The sequence below is a fragment of the Pseudomonas sp. MHK4 genome (genome assembly GCF_054600775.1).
Genome location: NZ_BAAIAK010000016.1, coordinates 94533 through 111846 on the forward strand (window position 1 = coordinate 94533; position 17314 = coordinate 111846).

18 protein-coding genes are annotated in these 17314 nt (G+C 59.1%); 13 read left to right on the forward strand and 5 right to left on the reverse strand.

Annotation, left to right across the window (positions count from 1 at the left end):
• Positions 1-64: 64 nt before the first annotated feature.
• The 3 genes from argJ to ACYP2Q_RS28160 all read left to right on the forward strand — a co-directional run bounded on the left by argJ (position 65) and on the right by ACYP2Q_RS28160 (position 3004).
• A complete protein-coding gene (gene argJ, locus ACYP2Q_RS28150) occupies positions 65-1282 on the forward strand; it encodes a bifunctional glutamate N-acetyltransferase/amino-acid acetyltransferase ArgJ (protein ID WP_459733466.1) in 1218 nt (405 codons plus the stop codon).
• Between the two features lie 148 nt (positions 1283-1430).
• On the forward strand, positions 1431-2063 hold the full coding sequence (locus ACYP2Q_RS28155) for a glutathione S-transferase family protein (RefSeq protein WP_459733467.1): 633 nt from the start codon (positions 1431-1433) through the stop codon (positions 2061-2063).
• A complete protein-coding gene (locus ACYP2Q_RS28160; RefSeq protein WP_459733468.1) occupies positions 2060-3004 on the forward strand; it encodes a Nudix family hydrolase in 945 nt (314 codons plus the stop codon). Before ACYP2Q_RS28155 ends, ACYP2Q_RS28160 begins: the two co-directional genes overlap by 4 nt.
• A gap of 117 nt (positions 3005-3121) precedes the next feature.
• On the opposite strand, the gene ACYP2Q_RS28165 is transcribed toward ACYP2Q_RS28160, so the two are convergent.
• The 3 genes from ACYP2Q_RS28165 to ACYP2Q_RS28175 are packed head-to-tail and all read right to left on the reverse strand — an operon-like array spanning position 3122 to position 6705.
• Positions 3122-3703 (reverse strand): cob(I)yrinic acid a,c-diamide adenosyltransferase, encoded by a 582-nt coding sequence (locus tag ACYP2Q_RS28165; protein ID WP_459733469.1) that lies wholly within the window; start codon positions 3701-3703, stop codon positions 3122-3124.
• Between the two features lie 2 nt (positions 3704-3705).
• On the reverse strand, positions 3706-5742 hold the full coding sequence (locus tag ACYP2Q_RS28170; protein ID WP_459733470.1) for a sensor histidine kinase: 2037 nt from the start codon (positions 5740-5742) through the stop codon (positions 3706-3708).
• A 45-nt stretch (positions 5743-5787) separates the two neighbouring features.
• Positions 5788-6705 carry a putative 2-dehydropantoate 2-reductase gene (locus ACYP2Q_RS28175; protein WP_459733471.1) on the reverse strand — a complete coding sequence of 306 codons (918 nt, stop codon included), beginning with the start codon at positions 6703-6705 and terminating at the stop codon, positions 5788-5790.
• Positions 6706-6847: 142 nt separating this feature from the next.
• Here ACYP2Q_RS28175 and ACYP2Q_RS28180 point away from each other — a divergent pair, with 142 nt between their 5' ends.
• Both ACYP2Q_RS28180 and ACYP2Q_RS28185 read left to right on the forward strand, forming a co-directional pair.
• On the forward strand, positions 6848-7333 hold the full coding sequence (locus ACYP2Q_RS28180; protein WP_007990750.1) for a YajQ family cyclic di-GMP-binding protein: 486 nt from the start codon (positions 6848-6850) through the stop codon (positions 7331-7333).
• A gap of 136 nt (positions 7334-7469) precedes the next feature.
• Positions 7470-8312: a mechanosensitive ion channel family protein gene (locus tag ACYP2Q_RS28185; protein WP_459733472.1), complete on the forward strand. Its 843-nt coding sequence runs from the start codon at positions 7470-7472 to the stop codon at positions 8310-8312.
• Between the two features lie 204 nt (positions 8313-8516).
• On the opposite strand, the gene ACYP2Q_RS28190 is transcribed toward ACYP2Q_RS28185, so the two are convergent.
• Positions 8517-9845: an OprD family porin gene (locus ACYP2Q_RS28190; RefSeq protein WP_459733473.1), complete on the reverse strand. Its 1329-nt coding sequence runs from the start codon at positions 9843-9845 to the stop codon at positions 8517-8519.
• A 907-nt stretch (positions 9846-10752) separates the two neighbouring features.
• On the opposite strand from ACYP2Q_RS28190, the gene ACYP2Q_RS28195 reads away from it, so the two are divergent.
• Both ACYP2Q_RS28195 and ACYP2Q_RS28200 read left to right on the forward strand, forming a co-directional pair.
• Complete coding sequence (locus ACYP2Q_RS28195) at positions 10753-11178, forward strand: HIT domain-containing protein (RefSeq protein WP_459733474.1); 426 nt, start codon at positions 10753-10755, stop codon at positions 11176-11178.
• Positions 11179-11181: 3 nt separating this feature from the next.
• Positions 11182-11388, forward strand: a complete 207-nt coding sequence (locus tag ACYP2Q_RS28200) for a SlyX family protein (RefSeq protein WP_053155314.1) — start codon at positions 11182-11184, stop codon at positions 11386-11388.
• A gap of 75 nt (positions 11389-11463) precedes the next feature.
• Here the strand turns inward: ACYP2Q_RS28200 and ACYP2Q_RS28205 are convergent, their stop codons facing one another.
• Positions 11464-12066, reverse strand: coding sequence for a cold-shock protein (locus tag ACYP2Q_RS28205; protein ID WP_459733475.1), 603 nt, complete (start codon positions 12064-12066; stop codon positions 11464-11466).
• Between the two features lie 304 nt (positions 12067-12370).
• On the opposite strand from ACYP2Q_RS28205, the gene ACYP2Q_RS28210 reads away from it, so the two are divergent.
• The 6 genes from ACYP2Q_RS28210 to ruvC all read left to right on the forward strand — a co-directional run bounded on the left by ACYP2Q_RS28210 (position 12371) and on the right by ruvC (position 17204).
• Positions 12371-12841 (forward strand): Dps family protein, encoded by a 471-nt coding sequence (locus ACYP2Q_RS28210; RefSeq protein WP_180205182.1) that lies wholly within the window; start codon positions 12371-12373, stop codon positions 12839-12841.
• Positions 12842-13097: 256 nt separating this feature from the next.
• Complete coding sequence (locus tag ACYP2Q_RS28215; RefSeq protein ID WP_459733476.1) at positions 13098-13436, forward strand: ribbon-helix-helix domain-containing protein; 339 nt, start codon at positions 13098-13100, stop codon at positions 13434-13436.
• 136 nt (positions 13437-13572) lie between these two features.
• Complete coding sequence (locus ACYP2Q_RS28220) at positions 13573-13794, forward strand: FmdB family zinc ribbon protein (RefSeq protein WP_032829812.1); 222 nt, start codon at positions 13573-13575, stop codon at positions 13792-13794.
• Positions 13795-13903: 109 nt separating this feature from the next.
• Entirely contained in the window at positions 13904-15679 is a 1776-nt protein-coding gene (gene aspS, locus ACYP2Q_RS28225) for an aspartate--tRNA ligase (RefSeq protein WP_408598603.1), read from the forward strand.
• A gap of 125 nt (positions 15680-15804) precedes the next feature.
• Positions 15805-16551, forward strand: a complete 747-nt coding sequence (locus ACYP2Q_RS28230; RefSeq protein ID WP_459733477.1) for a YebC/PmpR family DNA-binding transcriptional regulator — start codon at positions 15805-15807, stop codon at positions 16549-16551.
• A gap of 128 nt (positions 16552-16679) precedes the next feature.
• Positions 16680-17204 (forward strand): crossover junction endodeoxyribonuclease RuvC, encoded by a 525-nt coding sequence (ruvC, locus tag ACYP2Q_RS28235; RefSeq protein ID WP_008015799.1) that lies wholly within the window; start codon positions 16680-16682, stop codon positions 17202-17204.
• Positions 17205-17314 lie beyond the last annotated feature (110 nt).

Consider the following 17314-nt stretch of genomic DNA (forward strand, 5'->3'; position numbering starts at 1 on the left):
TTGCCATTTCAACCCCCCGCTTTTGCTGAAGCGGTGCAGACATCATCTATAAAGGAGCGCATTCATGGCTGTTGGTCTTGGTCCTTTGCCAACGTTGCACCCGGTTGCCGGTTTTGAACTCGGTATCGCCTCGGCCGGTATCAAGCGCCCGGGGCGCAAGGATGTTGTGGTCATGCGTTGTGCCGAAGGCTCCACGGTGGCGGGCGTGTTCACCTTGAACGCTTTTTGCGCAGCCCCGGTGATCCTGGCCAAGCAGCGCGTGCAAGGCCCGGTACGCTACCTGTTGACCAATACCGGCAATGCCAACGCGGGTACCGGTGAGCCTGGCCTGGCCGCGGCTGAGCGTACTTGCGCCAAACTGGCCGAGTTGACCGGTGTCGATGCCAGCCTGGTACTGCCGTATTCCACCGGGGTGATCGGCGAGCCACTGCCGGTCGAAAAAATCGAAGGCGCACTGCAAGCCGCTCTCGACGATCTGTCGGAGAACAACTGGGAAGCTGCCGCCACCGGCATCATGACCACCGACACCCTGCCAAAGGGCGCCAGCCGTCAGTTCCAGCATGACGGCGTGACCATCACCGTCACCGGCATCAGCAAGGGCGCGGGTATGATCCGTCCGAACATGGCGACCATGCTCGGCTACATTGCCACCGACGCCAAGGTCGCCCGCGATGTGTTGCAGAACCTGATGCTGGACGGTGCCAACAAGTCGTTCAACCGCATCACCATCGACGGCGACACCTCGACCAACGACTGCTGCATGCTGATCGCTACCGGTCAGGCGGCACTGCCAGAAATCACCCGTGCCGAAGGCGAGTTGTTCGCCAAGCTCAAGCAAGCGGTGTTCGAAGTGTGCATGGAAGTGGCCCAGGCGATCGTTCGCGATGGCGAAGGCGCGACCAAATTCGTTACCGTTGAAGTCAATGGCGGCGGCAATCACCAGGAGTGCCTGGACGTCGGCTACACCGTGGCCCACTCGCCATTGATCAAGACCGCACTGTTCGCTTCCGACCCGAACTGGGGTCGCATCCTCGCGGCTGTTGGTCGTGCCGGCGTGCCGAACCTGGACGTGAGCAAGATCGATGTGTTCCTCGGTGAAGTGTGCATTGCCAGCCGTGGCGCCCGCGCTGCAACCTACACCGAAGCCCAGGGTGCGGCGGTGATGCAACAGGCGGAGATCACCATCCGTATCGAACTGGGTCGCGGCGATTGCAGCGAAACCATCTGGACCACCGACCTGTCCCACGAATACGTGAAAATCAATGCCGAGTACCGTACGTAACGCTGCATAAACTGTAGGAGCCGGCTTGCCGGCGAAGGCGTCCTCTGCCGCGAAACATGTGTTGAGGCTGCTACCGTTGTCGCTGGCAAGTCGGATCGCCGCACCGCAGCTCCTACAGGTCTCTCTTTATGCTTAAGGACGCTTTAACATGAGCCTGCACCTGATCATCGGCGACAAACTGCTTTCCTCCTGGTCCCTGCGCGGTGCCTTGGCCCTTGAACTGGCCGGCGCCCCCTACACCGAAGAGCTGATCAAGCTGAACCAGCCGGACACTCGCGAACGCCTGCTTAAACACTCGCCGACCGGCAAAGTCCCACTGTTGAAGACCGAACACGGCACCGTCGCCGACTCCCTGGCGATTGCCGAATACCTGGCGGAACAGTTTCCGGACGCTGGGCTCTGGCCCAAGGACGTTGGCGCTCGCGCCCAGGCGCGTTCGGCGTGTGCGCAGATGCACAGCGGCTTCTTCGCCATGCGCGGCAACATGCCGTTCGACCTGAGCCATGATGCCCCGCTGACACCGACACCGGCCGATGTCCAGGCTGACATCGAGCGCATGTCCGCCCTGTGGGCCGAGTGCCGCGCCGCCGCAACCGAAAGTGGTCCGTACCTGTTTGGCCGGGCAACCCTGGCCGATGCATTCTTCGCCCCGATTGCCGTGCGCCTGCGCACTTATCAGGTGACGCTGCCGGAGGCTGACGAAGCCTACGTTCAATCCATCTACCAATGGCCAGCCTTCAAGGCCTGGCAGAAGGCCGGACTGGAGGAAATCGAGCGGTGAAACGAGTACACGTAGCGGCCGCCGTCATCCGTGATGACAGTGGCAAGATCCTCATCGCCCGCCGTGCCGACACGCAACACCAGGGCGGCCTGTGGGAGTTTCCCGGTGGCAAGGTCGAGGCCGACGAGTCGGTCGAAAGCGCCCTGGCCCGTGAGCTGCACGAAGAGCTGGGCATCGTGGTCGGCGCGGCTCGCCCGCTGATCAAGGTCTGCCATGATTACCCGGACAAACAGGTGTTGCTGGATGTCTGGGAAGTCTCGGCATTCACCGGCGAGCCGCACGGCGCCGAGGGCCAGCCATTGGCCTGGGTGTCGGCGCGTGAACTGTCGGGTTACGAGTTCCCCGAGGCCAACCGGCCAATCGTCGCGGCTGCACGTTTGCCCGAGCAATACCTGATCACGCCTGATGACCTGGAAACCCCAGCCCTGCTGCGGGGTATTCAGAAAGCCATCGCCGGCGGCATCAAGCTGATCCAGCTGCGTGCACCCAACGGTTATGATCCGAAATACCGCGATCTGGCCGTAGATGCGGCAGGGCTGTGTGCCGGTAAGGCGCAGCTGATGATCAAGGGGCCGTTCGAGTGGCTGGGGGATTTTCCTTCCGCTGGATGGCACATCACGTCGGCGCAGTTGCGCAAGTATGCCGCCGCTGGTCGGCCGCTGCCGGCATCGCGCTGGTTGGCGGCGTCCTGCCATAACGCCGAGGAATTGGCGTTGGCCGAAGAGATGGGCGTGGACTTCGTGACCTTGTCGCCGGTGCAGCCGACCCTGACGCATCCAGGGGCGCAGCCGCTGGGTTGGGAACAGGCTACGAGCTTGATCGAGGGATTCAGCAAGCCGGTGTTTCTGCTGGGTGGTGTTGGCCCTGCGCAAGTTCAGAAGGCATGGGCTGCCGGTGCCCAGGGTGTGGCGGGGATTCGGGCGTTCTGGCCTGAGGCCTGATTTTCCAGTGATGCAGTTGGCCTCATCGCCAGCAGGCTGGCTCCCACAGGTTTTGTGTGCACCACAAATCCACTGTGGGAGCTAGCCTGCTGGCGATGAGGGCCTCACAAGCGCCGACTAAACTTCAGGTTTCGCCGCAGGCTGCCAAAGAATCTCCGCAACCCGCTGACGCCGGGCAATCACCCGCGCCACCACAAACAACAAATCCGACAACCGATTGATATACGCCAATCCAACCCCGGCCAACGGCTCAATCGCATTCAAATGCTGACAGCGACGCTCGGCACTGCGCGCCAGGCTCCGACAGACATGGGCTTGAGCAATCAGCATCGAACCGCCGGGCAAGATGAAATTCTCCAGCGGCCCCAACTCCTCATTCCACACATCAATCGCCGCCTCCAGGCGCTCGATTTCCACGGCATTCAATGCCTGATACTCCGGCATCGCCAGCTCACCGCCCAGGTCAAACAACCTGTGCTGACAAGGCGCCAAGACCTCGATCACTTCCTGCAACCCCGGATACCGGGCACTGTCTGCCGCCAGTCCAGCCAGTAATACACCGACCTGACTGTTCAACGTATCCACCTCGCCAATGGCCTCGATCCGTGGGTGGTCCTTGGGGACGCGGCGACCGTCGCCCAGGCCGGTTTCGCCTTTGTCGCCGGTGCGCGTGTAAATTTTCGACAGGCGAAAGCCCATGGTTACCTCGATAGCAGGTTGAGTTCTTGAGAGACGAGCGGGGTGCTCACCAATGGCAGGCGCAGGGTAAAGCAGGTGCCTTGGCCCAAGGTCGATTGCACCTCCATCTGGCCCTTGTGATTGTTGGTGATGATGAAGTACGAGACCGACAGGCCAAGGCCGGTGCCCTGACCGATTTCCTTGGTGGTGAAAAACGGTTCGAAGGTGCGCTTGCGCACGCTTTCGCTCATACCGATGCCGTTGTCCTCGACCTGGATTTCCGCCCAGGGTGGATTGAGCCGGGTGCGCAGGATGATGCGGCCGGGTTCCCGGTCGTCTTCACGCAAATGAATGGCCTGTGCGGCGTTTTTCAGCAGGTTGAGCAACACCTGTTCCAGCTCGTTGGCGGTGCCGGGTACCGGCCCCAGCGCCGGGTCGAACTGGCGAATGATCGCCTGGCCCTTGAAGTCGAAGCCAATCGCCAGGTCGAAGTCGTTTCCGGCGATTTCCACGGCCTGATCGATCAGCGCCGGCAGATCGCATGGGGCCATTTGTCGGGTGCTGCGGCGACTGAAACTGAGCATGTGCGTGACGATCTTCGCCGCCCGGGCGCCCGCCTGCTGGATGCCGTCGAGCAGCTGCGGCACTTCCCGCGCCTGCAGGTATTGGTTGACGGTCGACAGCTCGATGCCGACCTGCTCGGCCTGCTCCAGGTTCTTCGGCAGTTCGGGGGACAGGCGACGGCGGATATTCTGCACGTTGTGCAGGATTGCGCCGAGCGGGTTGTTGATTTCGTGGGCCATGCCGGCGGCGAGTCCGCCGACGGAAAGCATTTTCTCCGACTGCACCATCATTTCTTCCAGGGACAGGCGCTGGGTGATGTCGTCGATGCGGATCACCACGCCTCGCCCGGCGCCGCCCATCAGTGGATAAAAGGTCAGGGCGTAGTGGCGCGGTTCATCGTCCTTGACCCAGGTCACGCGCTCGATCTTCGCCACCGTGTGCTGCTCGACGGTCTGCTTGAGCTGCGGCAGAAAGGGCTTGAGCGGTTCGAAGGCGAGGAAGATCGGCTGGTTCAAGGCTTCATCCAGGCGCGTACCGGAAAGGGCGCTGGCTTCCTGGTTCCACTGCGTCACGTAGAGCTGTTCGTCGAGGGCGATCAGCGCCGAAGGCATGGAGTCGATGATGCTGTTGAGATAATTCTGGAACCCCGTGAGTTTTTTCTCGATCTTGCTCCGCACCTGGACTTCCAGCTCCAGTTTGCGATTGGTGTGGCGGGTTTCTTCGGCCAGGCCCTGGGCCTGGTCATACGCGGCCTGGGAGTCATCACGGGCGCGCTTGAGTTGCTGCTCCCGCGCCTCGATCCGCGAGAGCATGGTGTTGAACGCTTCGGCCAGGCTGCCGATTTCATCGTGGTTGCCCCGCGAGGCGCGCAGGGCGTAGTTCTCTTCCCGAGTCACTTGCCGTGACAACTCCTCAAGCTGATGAATCGGCTGGGTAATCAGGCGTTTGATCTGCCGCGCGATGATCAGCCACAGCAGCACGCTGAAAATCAGGATGCCCAGGCTGGCGGTGAGGGTGCCGGTATAGAACGCCATGGGCAGCTCGCTGCTGGCCACCAGCAGCAGGTGACCGGGTGCGGTGCCGGGGCGGGGCAGGGTGATGACCTGGTTGCTGCGAAATTCGGTGACCTGCCAGGATTCGATGTGCCGGAAACGTTTGGGCAGGCTCAGATGATCGCCATGCTGCAACTGCGCCAGGCGCTCGCCCTTGCCGTCATACAGGGCCGCGGCCCGCAGCGGCGAGTAACTGTCGAGCTCATCGAGCAGGCGTTGCGCGCTTTGCGGCGACTGCAAGGCTTCGGACACCAGGCTCGGGTTGGAGACCAGCCGGCCAATGGTCTGCAGGGCCTGGGGCGCCATGCTTTCCTGGGAGATGTAGTACGCGGCGCTGATAAAGGTCAGGTTGGCGACAAGCAGGACAGTGGTCAACAGCACCAACAGGGCGGCCAGAAGTTTCTGGCCGACAGGGAGGTTTTCAAGACGCTGGCGCAATGGCATCAGGTTTATCGCTGCAAAGGAACAAGGGGCCAGCGTAGCCGCTGCTCAGTCGCTGGGCAATCCAAGGCTGTGCAGGCGTGCGATCAGCCTCGCCTCGAGCTGATTGAGGTGCGGCAGGTTCAGTTGATGCCGTGCGGCGACTTTACAGGCATGACCCAGCAGGTAGCTGATTTCGGTGCGTCGCCCATTGCTGACGTCCTGGTACATCGAGGAGTAGTTGGCGGCGGTCGCGTGAATCACCCGTTCAACCTCCTGCTGCAGGTTTTCGGCGGCTGCCGGCTGGCCGCAACGCTCGAGCAACTCAATCAGTTCGCCGCACAAGGTGGCAACCTCACAGTGATGCTCCTGCAACCCGCCATTGCGGCAATCGTGCAGCACCGTCAACGGATTGATCGCGCAGTTGAGTGCCAGTTTGCGCCACAAGCGGGTGAGGATTTCGGTGCTCCACTCATGGGGAATGCCGGCGGCGTCGAGGTCGTCCAGCCAGATCGGAGCGACAGGATGGCCGGCATCGCCCAGCCAGGTGAACCCGTGCCCGGCGAAGACCACACGCCAGTCACCGTCGCGAAAGGCACCTTCGGTGCTGGACGCGTAAATGCAACGCGCCTGCGGTACTTGCGCCGCCACGGCATCCTGGCTGCCCAGGCCATTCTGCAACAGGATCAGCTCGGCGCCGGGCGCCAGGCGCGGTGCCAGTTGTGCCACCGCCTGTTCCGCGTCGTAGGCCTTGCAGGCAACCAGCAGGCGATTGATAGGGGTGAGGCTGTCGGCCGTTTCGGCGCTCACCGCATAACACTGTGCCTGGCCCTGTTCGACCAGGGTCAAGCCGCCTGCCGCTTCGTACGCCTGCAACCGAGCCGCGTCACGCAGGATCAGCCGCACCGGTACGGCGGCCCGCGCCAGGCGGGCGGCCCACAAGGTGCCGAGGCTCCCTGCGCCGAGAACATGCCAGGTGGTGGACATCAGCTTTTTGCTCTGTTTGAGGCGCGCATGGGAGGCTCGCAGTGAATGATGGGAAAGACCCGTTATAATCAGCGCGGATTTTAACCGCAAGCCAGGCGTGCTCCCTCTTGATTGAGCGTGCCCTATTTATTGGAGAGATTACATGCCGTCGTTCGACGTGGTATCCGAACTGGACAAACACGAAGTCACCAACGCGGTCGAGAACGCCGTCAAGGAACTCGATCGTCGTTATGACCTGAAAGGCAAAGGCAGCTTCGAGTTCAAGGAAAAGGACCTGACCGTCAATCTGACCGCTGAGGCGGATTTCCAGCTCGAAGCGATGATTGAGATCCTCAAGCTGGCCCTGGTCAAGCGCAAGATCGATGTGCAGTGCCTTGAGGTCAAGGATGCATTCGCCTCGGGCAAGCTGATGAAGCAGGACGCTGTCCTCAAGGAAGGCATCGACAAAGAGTTGGCGAAGAAAATCGTCGCTCACGTCAAGGACGCCAAGCTCAAGGTCCAGGCGGCCATCCAGGGCGAGCAAGTGCGCATCACCGGCAAGAAGCGTGACGACCTGCAGGAAGCCATTGCAGTGCTGCGAGCCAAGGAATTCGGCATGCCGCTGCAGTTCAACAACTTCCGCGACTGACTTTGGTCGGGAACCTCTCGGCGTTTTCGGCGTCCGAGGCCCAAGCAGCGGCAGAAACGATTGATCCGGATAGGGTTCGGTCTTTCTGCCGCTTTATTTTTCGTGTGCCGCGTAGCCGCAAATCAGGAGAACCAAGATGGATTTGAATGCTGAAGTAGACAACCTGGTCAGGGTGTCCCAGTCCTGGATCCCGATGATCATGGAATACGGCAGCCGTGTACTGTTGGCGGTGATCACCCTGGCTATCGGCTGGTGGTTGATCAACAAGGTTACGCAAAAACTTGGTGGCCTGATCGCCCTGCGTAACGCCGACCTTGCGCTGCAAGGATTTATCAGCAGCCTGGCGAACATCATTCTCAAGATCCTCCTGGTCGTCAGCGTGGCGTCGATGATCGGTGTGGAAACCACGTCGTTCGTGGCGGCCATCGGTGCGGCGGGCCTGGCCATCGGCTTGGCGTTGCAGGGCAGCCTGGCGAACTTCGCCGGCGGCGTGCTGATTCTGCTGTTCCGTCCGTTCCGTATCGGTGACTGGATCGAAGCCCAGGGGGTTGCCGGCACCGTCGACAGCATCCAGATCTTCCACACCGTACTGCGCACCGGCGATAACAAGACCATCATCGTGCCTAACGGCAACCTGTCGAACGGCATCATTACCAACACCAATCGTCAACCGACTCGCAAGGTGGTGTTCGATGTGGGCGTTGATTACGAAGCGGACCTGCAAAAGGCCCGTGAAGTGTTGCTGGAGCTGGCCAAGGATCCGCGGGTGTTGGCCGATCCGGCGCCGCAGGCAGTCATTTCGACCCTGGGCGACAGTTCGATCACTGTTTCCCTGCGTGTCTGGGTGAAAACAGCGGATTACTGGGACGTGATGTTCATGTTTAACGAACAGTCCCGTGACCGATTGAAAACGGCGGGTATTGACATTCCATTTCCTCAGCGTGTAGTTCGCGTGGTTCAGGAAGCATCAGTACAGTAAGCCTGTTTGTTACTGCAAAAAACCCAAGAGGCTAATAGTCTCTTGGGTTTTTTTGTGACTATTGATCAGTTCATTGAAAAAAGTATTAACGTTATGCGCGCAAGTTGCTTGCCGCAGTGTTTGTTATGTGGCAGGCATAAAAAAACCGCCCACCTGAAGAGGTGGGCGGTTTTTGATCTACAGAGTTCCGGTTTTACACCCTGATTACAGGATGCTCAGCGGGTACTCGATGATCAGACGGGTGTCGTAGTTGTCAGACGAGTAGCCGCTGTACGCACCGTTCGAACGGTAGTTGGCGAAACGTGCACGGAACGACAGGTCTTTTGCCGGACCTTCCTGTACTACGTACTTGGACTCCAGGTTCCACTCGTTTTCCTTACCTTCACCCAGACCGTTGGTCTTGATGTTGTCACCCATTACGTAACGGGTCATGAAGCTCAGGCCAGGTACGCCGTAGGTCGCCATGTTCAGGTCGTAGCGAGCTTGGTAGGATTTCTCCTCGCGGCCCACGAAGTCGGAGATCTGAATGGAGTTGGATACGAAGATGGCGCTGCCGCCGTCAATGCCGTAGTAGTAAGCGTTGTCGCCGCTCGACTGCTGGTAGGCCAGGGTAAACTTGTGAGCGCCCAGGCTGTAGGCAGCTGCCAGGGACCACAGGTTGTTGTCCACACCCAGGGTGCCGTCGCCAATCGCGTCAACGGTGTCGCCGCGCTTGTCGCCTTTGGTCTTGTAACCGTTGAGGTCGAAGTTCAGCGACTGTTCGTCGTTGATCGGCAGGGTCCAGTTCAGGTTGACGTAGTACTTCTTGAAGTACTCTTCGGCATCCGATGCAGCCAGGGCGCCGGTGAAGTTGTCGGTGAAGGCGTAGCTGGCGCCGAAGATGTTGATGCCGCCGCTCAGGCCTTTGGCGTGAAGACCATCATCATTTTCAATGCCGCCGATGCTGTCACGGGCCATACCGGTTTGCTTGCTCAGCGCGGTGAAGCGACCAGCGCTCAGTTCCAGGCCTTTGATTTCCTTGGAAGTCAGCAGGGTACCGGTAGCGACTTCTGGCAGCAGACGGCTGTCGTCGGTTGCGAATACAGGGCTGGCAACGAATTGCTGACCGTATTTCAGAACGGTGTCGGACAGGCGCATTTTCACTGCACCGCCTACCTTGCCTTGGGATTTTTCCGGGTTGCCATCGCTGTCGTTGGCGAACAGGCCGTTACCACGGTGGCCCGAACCGCCGTCCAGTTTTACCGAGCCCATTGCCATGGCGTCGGCGCCGAAACCAAACAGACCTTGAGTGAAGCCCGACTCGTAGGTGAGCAATTGGCTCAGACCGGAATCCTGACGATAGCCGGCAGTACCGGAAGTACTGTTGCCTGCACCGTTCTTGAAGTCGCGGTTCATGTACTCAAAACGGGTTTTGAGTTTCAGGCTCGAATCTTCGAGAAAACCCTTGGACTCGTCCTGGGAAGACGCCATTGCGAACTGCGAGGTGCCTGCTGCAACAGCCAGTGCGATCATGCTCCACTTCATCACGCGCATCGTGATTTGCTCCTTTGGTTTTTAGAAGAGTACTGCCGCTCCACCTGTTTTATTATCTGGGCGGCTCTTTCTTTTTGTGTCGGCGCAAACTTATATCACGCCGACAATGTTGGCGATACTTGCGCATCTAACCTTTCAGCTTCTTTACGACCCTGTCGTAAACGGCTAGCCAGATGTCGCAAATTTACAGCCCCGATGCAACCGAACTGACAACTTCAATGCTGTTTTTCTGGGTTGGCGCATCGATAAAAAGAGTCCCTGGTGAAACGTTTGAATCTCCATCGGGCTACCCTGCCACTGTTTTTTTGGGTCTTAAGGCTGCCCGCTTCCCGCGGTGCCTTATAGACGATGTGGGTAACAATGCAACAAGCGTGCACAAATCAGAACTCCACCGATGTTTTTTTCTGACTGGCTGCCTGATGCGGTAAAAACCTCATGAAACCGGGGGGTTCATGCTTCTTTACTTCGGGCTTGACGCCATGCTCGGCATCGTGTCTCAGCCTCCTGTTAGGTCGCGTGACATGCAAAAGCGTTACCGGTTCACCCCGCCAGTGAGTAATTGGCGGATATGCGAAGCACTCAGCGTAGACGCACTGTGCGGTTTTGGTGCAAAAAATTTTTATGACTGTGCTGAATTCAAACAGTCGGGCCTTTTGCGTGGCGTGAGCAGTCCTTGGTTCTCTGGTCATTTCGGCGTTTTTTACCCGCAAGCGAGTTCGGTGTTGGTGCGTTTTCGCAGAAAATGTCTCATCTCGGGGCGGGCTAGAGCCCTTTATACAACCTCGAGTGGCACAGGCAGTGGTTCGCCGTGAAGCCAGCAGGGTATGCTGCCGTCCGGTGGCCTGGCGTACGATCTCTCTGGAAGGGCGCTAAGCTGAAAAATGATGACCTGGCGGGAGTAAACGCAGTGTTCGCTTTAGATCCACGACTTCAACAAGACACACTACCGATCGGTGATTTCCCGCTCTGTCGGTTGCTGTTGTCCAATGATTCGAGCTACCCCTGGTTCATCCTGGTGCCACGCAGGGACGATATCAGCGAGATATTTCAGTTGAGTGTCGCCGATCAGCAGCAACTGTGGCAGGAAACGACCGCGTTGTCAGAGTTGCTCAAGGACTCGTTCGATGCGGATAAGCTCAATGTCGCAGCCCTGGGCAACGTGGTCAGCCAGTTGCACATGCATGTGATCGTGCGCAAGCGTGATGACGCGGCCTGGCCGTCTCCGATCTGGGGCAAGCATCCGGCCAGGCCCTACGGTGCAGAGCAGGTCGCGGCGATTCGCGAACGGCTGCGCCTGGTGTTGACCGATGATTTCACGTTTGTGGAGGATTGAACCATGAGCCTCGAAGAGCGTGTAACCGACCTTGAAAGCCGACTGGCGTTTCAGGATGACACCATCCAGGCATTGAATGATGTCCTGGTGGCGCAGCAGCGGGTGGTCGAGCGCCTGCAGCTGCAAATGGCCGCGCTGCTCAAACGGCAGGAGGAAATGGTCGGCCAGTTCGAGTCTTTCGAAGAAGATGCGCCGCCGCCTCATTATTAAGCGCCGCGGCTCCTTCATTAAGAATGCAGGCAATAAAAAACCGCGAACATGTTCGCGGTTTTTTTTTGCCTTTGATCAGCGTCGCGGCAAAGCGGCGATGACGTCTTCGGCTTGCAGGCCTTTGTCACGATTCATGACGGAGAACTCGACGCGCTGGCCTTCGACCAGAACGCGATGGCCTTCACCGCGAATGGCCCGGAAGTGCACGAAAATATCGTCGCCGGAGTCGCGGGAAATAAAGCCGAAGCCTTTGGAGGTGTTGAACCACTTGACGGTCCCGGTATCGCGGTTGCTCATGTCATAGCTTGGTGAAGCGGCGGCCGGGGACGATTTGTAGAAGCTTATGGCCAGATGCAGGGCAACAGCGATAAAGGCTGCAACCAGGCTGAACAGCACGGCAGGCTGGCCGGCAATGACCGGCATCTCCGCGATCAGGGTCACGGTTTGCAGGGCGACAGCCAGCACCAGCAGGATGCTGACGAGGTTCTGCAGTTGATGGCGCGGGCCTTTGTTCCAGTAAGGGATAACCGGGGCAAGTGTCAGGTTGAGGAGGCCGAAAAAGGCCAGGTACAGCGCCTCGGGTTGTTGCAGGTACGGTAAAGCCTCGGATCGCAGGCTAGGGATGAAGGACAGCAGCAAGGCCGCTGCGCCTATCAGCAGGTGGACGATTTTCAACATTTTGATTAACTCACGTTAAGACAGCTCACAAGGAAGAGCTGATGGCGCACGGTTCGCTTCGGAATAAATGAGAGGCGTTGGACACGTACCCGGTATCAGCCTATGCGTCGCGCCCGAAAAAATAGGCGCTGACGACACGCTGCCTATTTAACAGCAAAGCTGCAGCCTACTCAAATCAAGGAGTCCAGCGGTGCATCGGGTGGCTTTGCGGCCTGGCGGGGCATCCGAGCTGCAGCCTGGCGACAGGCTTGCTAGAGTGGTCTTGCACCTGTTGGATGAACTTCATCACCTTTAGGGGAAAAACATGGCAATCGATATCGGTATCAGTGAAGAGGACCGCAAGTCCATAGTCGACGGACTTTCGCGTCTGCTGTCGGACACCTATGTGCTTTACCTGAAAACCCATAACTTCCATTGGAACGTTACGGGTCCCATGTTCCGCACCCTGCATTTGATGTTCGAGGAGCAATATAACGAGTTGGCGTTGGCGGTCGACTCGATTGCCGAGCGTATTCGCGCGCTCGGATTTCCGGCGCCGGGCGCCTATTCCGTTTATGCGCGCCTGTCTTCCATCAAGGAAGAAGAGGGGGTGCCAGCTGCCGAAGACATGATCAGGCAACTGGTGGCGGGACAGGAGGCTGTCACGCGTACGGCCCGTGGGATCTTCCCGCTGCTCGACAAGGTCAGCGACGAACCGACGGCTGACCTGCTGACCCAGCGCATGCAGGTCCACGAGAAAACCGCGTGGATGCTCCGCGCGCTGCTGGATCAATGATGCGCCGGCGCGTGAATGGCACTGTTGTTCGCGCGCCGCTTTTCCTCGGAAGGGCGCCCTGGCGAGTGAGCGATTCTTCGTCTGTTGCTGTAGGAAAAGTGTTGGACTAGGACGCTCTCCCTGATCTGCCTTCAGTTGTTGGCTTATCCTACGCGGATGGTCATAAAGTCATCTGGCTATAACTTTGTCCTCACGTTTTTATAAGCATGCAAATTGCTTTTATAGAAACCGCAAATGGCAAAGGAGTGTCAGCGATATGGAATATGAAGGCAGGAGAGACGAGGGGCGGATCAGTTCGGCCAGGGACATAAAGGTCGATCCATTTGTCAGTGAGTTCGATATGGGGCTGGCCCAGCCACTATCCCGGTCGGTGCGATTGAATGGCTTTGCCACCTGTTTGCGGCTTGAACAGGTGTATTGGGATATTTTGGGCGACATGGCCAGGGTCAATTGCTGTTCGGTCAGCGCGTTGCTGTCCCATGTCGATCGCCAAGTGCATTTGCGTCATGGCGGGGTGAGGAATTTCAGCGGGCTGGTGCGGGTGGTCTGTGTTGTCCACAGCCGCAAGGAAGGGCATTGCCCGGTAATGGCTTGAACCTGATGAATCAAGGAGCAACGTGTCGATCTGTGCAGTCTTACGGCTGCACAGGCTGCATTTAATGGATATAATCCCGCTCTTTGCCGCAAAACCCAGCGTGCGCGGTAGCAATCTGATCGCCGAGACAACCCCCATGCCGATGTACGATTACCAATGTGCTTCCTGTGGTCATCAGTTGGAAGCCATTCAAAAGATCAGCGATGCACCGTTGGTCGACTGCCCTGCGTGCCAGGCGCCAGAGCTTAAGAAACTGCTGTCCATGCCAGGCTTTCGCCTCAGCGGCACGGGCTGGTACGAGACCGATTTCAAGACCGGTTCCAAGAAGAACCTGGCCGGCGGCGACAAAGCTGACTAGGTTTCTGGACCTGAGTTGAACCACACGCGCGAGTTCTTGCGTCATCCGTCAGCGGATCGACGCGAGCCCTCCAACTGAATGTCGAATTACGAGAAGCGAAACCACTACCATGATGCGCAGCCATTATTGCGGCCAACTGAACGAAAGCCTGGAAGGCCAGGAAATTACCCTTTGCGGATGGGTCCACCGTCGTCGTGACCACGGTGGGGTGATTTTCCTCGATATCCGTGATCGTGACGGTCTGGCCCAGGTGGTGTTCGATCCGGACCGCGCTGAATCCTTCGCCGCTGCCGATCGCGTGCGCAGCGAGTACGTCGTGAAGATCACCGGCAAGGTTCGCCTGCGTCCGGCCGGTGCCACCAACGCCAACATGGCGTCGGGCATGATCGAAGTCCTGGGCTATGAGCTGGAAGTGCTGAACGAGTCGGAAACCCCGCCGTTCCCGTTGAACGAGTTCTCCGACGTCGGCGAAGAAACCCGCCTGCGCTATCGCTTCCTGGACCTGCGTCGTCCGGAGATGGCCGAGAAGCTGCGCCTGCGTTCGCGCATGACCACCAGCATCCGTCGCTTCCTCGACGAGAACGGCTTCCTCGACGTCGAGACGCCGATCCTGACCCGTGCTACCCCTGAAGGTGCGCGCGATTACCTGGTGCCCAGCCGTACCCATGCCGGTTCGTTCTTCGCCCTTCCGCAATCACCGCAGCTGTTCAAGCAACTGCTGATGGTCGCGGGCTTCGATCGTTACTACCAGATCGCCAAGTGCTTTCGCGACGAAGACCTGCGCGCCGACCGCCAGCCGGAATTCACCCAGATCGACATCGAGACCAGTTTCCTCGATGAAAAAGAGATCATGGGCCTGACCGAGCAAATGATCCGCAACCTGTTCAAGGAAGTGTTGGGTCTGGAATTCGGTGAATTCCCGCACATGACTTTCGAAGAAGCCATGCGTCGCTACGGTTCCGACAAGCCAGACCTGCGTAACCCGCTGGAACTGGTTGACGTTGCCGACCAGCTCAAGGAAGTCGACTTCAAGGTGTTCAGCGGCCCGGCCAACGACCCTAAATGCCGCATTGCCGCCCTGCGCGTTCCAGGCGGGGCAAGCATGCCGCGCAAGCAGATCGACGACTACACCAAGTTCGTCGGCATCTACGGTGCCAAGGGCCTGGCGTACATCAAGGTCAACGAGCGCGCCAAAGGCGTCGAAGGCCTGCAGTCGCCAATCGTGAAGAACATTCCTGAAGCCAACCTCAACGTGATCCTCGATCGCGTTGGTGCGGTCGACGGCGATATCGTGTTCTTCGGCGCCGACAAAGCGAAGATCGTCAGCGAAGCCCTGGGCGCGCTGCGGATCAAGCTCGGCCATGACCTGGACCTGCTGACCTGCAAGTGGGCGCCAATGTGGGTCGTCGACTTCCCGATGTTCGAAGAGAACGACGATGGCAGCTTCACCGCCTTGCACCACCCGTTCACTGCGCCGAAGTGCACCCCGGCAGAGCTGGAAGCCAACCCGGCTGGCGCTCTGTCCCGTGCCTACGACATGGTATTGAACGGTACCGAGCTGGGTGGCGGTTCGATCCGTATCCACCGTAAAGAGATGCAACAGTCGGTGTTCCGCCTGCTGGGCATTAATGAAGCTGAACAGGAAGAGAAATTCGGCTTCCTGCTCGACGCCCTGAAATACGGCGCGCCGCCGCACGGTGGCCTGGCCTTCGGCCTGGACCGTCTGGTGATGCTGATGACTGGCGCCCAGTCTATCCGTGAAGTGATCGCCTTCCCGAAAACCCAGAGCGCGGCGGACGTCATGACTCAGGCGCCGGGCCAGGTCGATGCCAAGGCATTGCGCGAACTGCACATTCGTCTGCGCGAAACGCCCAAGGCTGAGTAAGGCTCAGGAGGGCGCATCCGCGGATGCGCCCTTTCTTTATACATACAGCAGTTCAAGATTTTTGTTTGCCGGCCGGCGCGATGCAGCGTGGCGGGCAATGTTTCAAAGAGAATTCGGAGCGAGATATGGCAGGTCATTCCAAGTGGGCGAACATCAAGCACCGCAAAGAACGTCAGGATGCCAAGAGAGGCAAGATCTTCACCAAGTGGATTCGTGAACTGACCGTCGCGGCCCGTCAGGGTGGTGGCGAGCCTGGCTCGAATCCGCGCCTGCGCCTGGCGCTGGACAAGGCCCTTGGGGCGAACATGAGCCGCGACATCATCGATCGCGCCATTGCCCGTGGTGCTGGTGCGACCGAAGCCGACAACGTCGAAGAGCTGACCTACGAAGGTTACGGTCCCGGCGGCGTGGCTGTGATGGTCGAGTGCATGACCGACAACCGAAACCGGACCGCAGCGGCTGTTCGCCATGCGTTCAGCAAGTGCGGCGGCAACCTCGGCACCGACGGTTCGGTGGCCTATCTTTTCGAGCGCAAGGGGCAAATCAGCTTTGCGCCAGGCGTCGATGAAGATGCCTTGACCGAAGCAGCGCTGGAAGCCGATGCCGATGACGTTGTCAGCAACGAAGACGGCTCTATCGATGTGTTCACCTCATTCACCGGATTCTATGCGGTGCGCAACGCGCTGGAAGCAGCCGGTTTCAAGGGTGATGATGCGGAAATCGTCATGCTGCCGACCACCAGCGCCGAGCTGGACCTGGAAGGGGCGGAGAAAATCCTCAAGCTGATCGATATGCTCGAAGACCTGGATGACGTGCAGAACGTCTACTCCAATGCCGATATTCCAGAGTCGGTCGCCGCACAACTCGGTTGATCTGCTGTCTGTAGGAGCGAGCTTGCTCGCGATAAACCTGAAAGCGACGCGCTTAGTCAGGTGAACCGCGTTTTCGTTAACGTCCATCGCGAGCAAGCTCGCTCCTACATATTTAACCCGCAGGCGTTATGACTTTAATTCTTGGTATCGACCCCGGTTCGCGCATTACCGGTTATGGCGTGGTACGCGATACCGGTCGTGGCTGCGAGTACGTGGCCTCCGGTTGCATTCGTACCGGTGCCGGCGAGCTGCATGAGCGGCTGCAGATAGTCTATCGCGGCGTGCGGGAAATCATTCAGACCTACCATCCGGTAACCATGGGCATCGAGAAAGTGTTCATGGCCCGTAACGCCGACTCCGCCTTGAAGCTGGGGCAGGCCCGTGGCGCAGCCATCGTGGCAGGTGCCGAGGAAAGCCTGGAGATCGCCGAATACACGGCGACCCAGGTAAAGCAGGCGGTCGTCGGCACCGGCGCGGCCAATAAAGAGCAAGTACAGATGATGGTCATGCATATGCTGAAGCTGACCAGTAAACCGCAAATCGATGCCTCCGACGCACTGGCCATTGCCATTTGCCATGCGCACACCCGCTCCAGCCTGTTGCCCCATGGCCTGGGCGCCGCACGCAGTCGTGGCGGGCGCCTGCGTCTCTGATAGCATCAGCAATCATTTTTCTGGAATGAGGGTCATGCGCCTGGGTTGTCGGCGCAAAACCCTTGCTCTGTCAGTCGCTGGCCCAGGGCTGGCCAACGCTCAAGGATCTG

What these genes read in the sequence shown, in the direction of transcription:
- argJ (WP_459733466.1), top strand. Translation starts at nt 65, where the DNA reads ATGGCTGTTGGTCTTGGTCCTTTGCCAACGTTGCACCCGGTTGCCGGT.
- ACYP2Q_RS28155 (WP_459733467.1), top strand. Translation starts at nt 1,431, where the DNA reads ATGAGCCTGCACCTGATCATCGGCGACAAACTGCTTTCCTCCTGGTCC.
- ACYP2Q_RS28165 (WP_459733469.1), bottom strand. Translation starts at nt 3,703, where the DNA reads ATGGGCTTTCGCCTGTCGAAAATTTACACGCGCACCGGCGACAAAGGC.
- ACYP2Q_RS28170 (WP_459733470.1), bottom strand. Translation starts at nt 5,742, where the DNA reads ATGCCATTGCGCCAGCGTCTTGAAAACCTCCCTGTCGGCCAGAAACTT.
- ACYP2Q_RS28175 (WP_459733471.1), bottom strand. Translation starts at nt 6,705, where the DNA reads ATGTCCACCACCTGGCATGTTCTCGGCGCAGGGAGCCTCGGCACCTTG.
- ACYP2Q_RS28180 (WP_007990750.1), top strand. Translation starts at nt 6,848, where the DNA reads ATGCCGTCGTTCGACGTGGTATCCGAACTGGACAAACACGAAGTCACC.
- ACYP2Q_RS28185 (WP_459733472.1), top strand. Translation starts at nt 7,470, where the DNA reads ATGGATTTGAATGCTGAAGTAGACAACCTGGTCAGGGTGTCCCAGTCC.
- ACYP2Q_RS28190 (WP_459733473.1), bottom strand. Translation starts at nt 9,845, where the DNA reads ATGCGCGTGATGAAGTGGAGCATGATCGCACTGGCTGTTGCAGCAGGC.
- ACYP2Q_RS28200 (WP_053155314.1), top strand. Translation starts at nt 11,182, where the DNA reads ATGAGCCTCGAAGAGCGTGTAACCGACCTTGAAAGCCGACTGGCGTTT.
- ACYP2Q_RS28205 (WP_459733475.1), bottom strand. Translation starts at nt 12,066, where the DNA reads ATGTTGAAAATCGTCCACCTGCTGATAGGCGCAGCGGCCTTGCTGCTG.
- ACYP2Q_RS28210 (WP_180205182.1), top strand. Translation starts at nt 12,371, where the DNA reads ATGGCAATCGATATCGGTATCAGTGAAGAGGACCGCAAGTCCATAGTC.
- ACYP2Q_RS28215 (WP_459733476.1), top strand. Translation starts at nt 13,098, where the DNA reads ATGGAATATGAAGGCAGGAGAGACGAGGGGCGGATCAGTTCGGCCAGG.
- ACYP2Q_RS28220 (WP_032829812.1), top strand. Translation starts at nt 13,573, where the DNA reads ATGCCGATGTACGATTACCAATGTGCTTCCTGTGGTCATCAGTTGGAA.
- aspS (WP_408598603.1), top strand. Translation starts at nt 13,904, where the DNA reads ATGATGCGCAGCCATTATTGCGGCCAACTGAACGAAAGCCTGGAAGGC.
- ACYP2Q_RS28230 (WP_459733477.1), top strand. Translation starts at nt 15,805, where the DNA reads ATGGCAGGTCATTCCAAGTGGGCGAACATCAAGCACCGCAAAGAACGT.
- ruvC (WP_008015799.1), top strand. Translation starts at nt 16,680, where the DNA reads ATGACTTTAATTCTTGGTATCGACCCCGGTTCGCGCATTACCGGTTAT.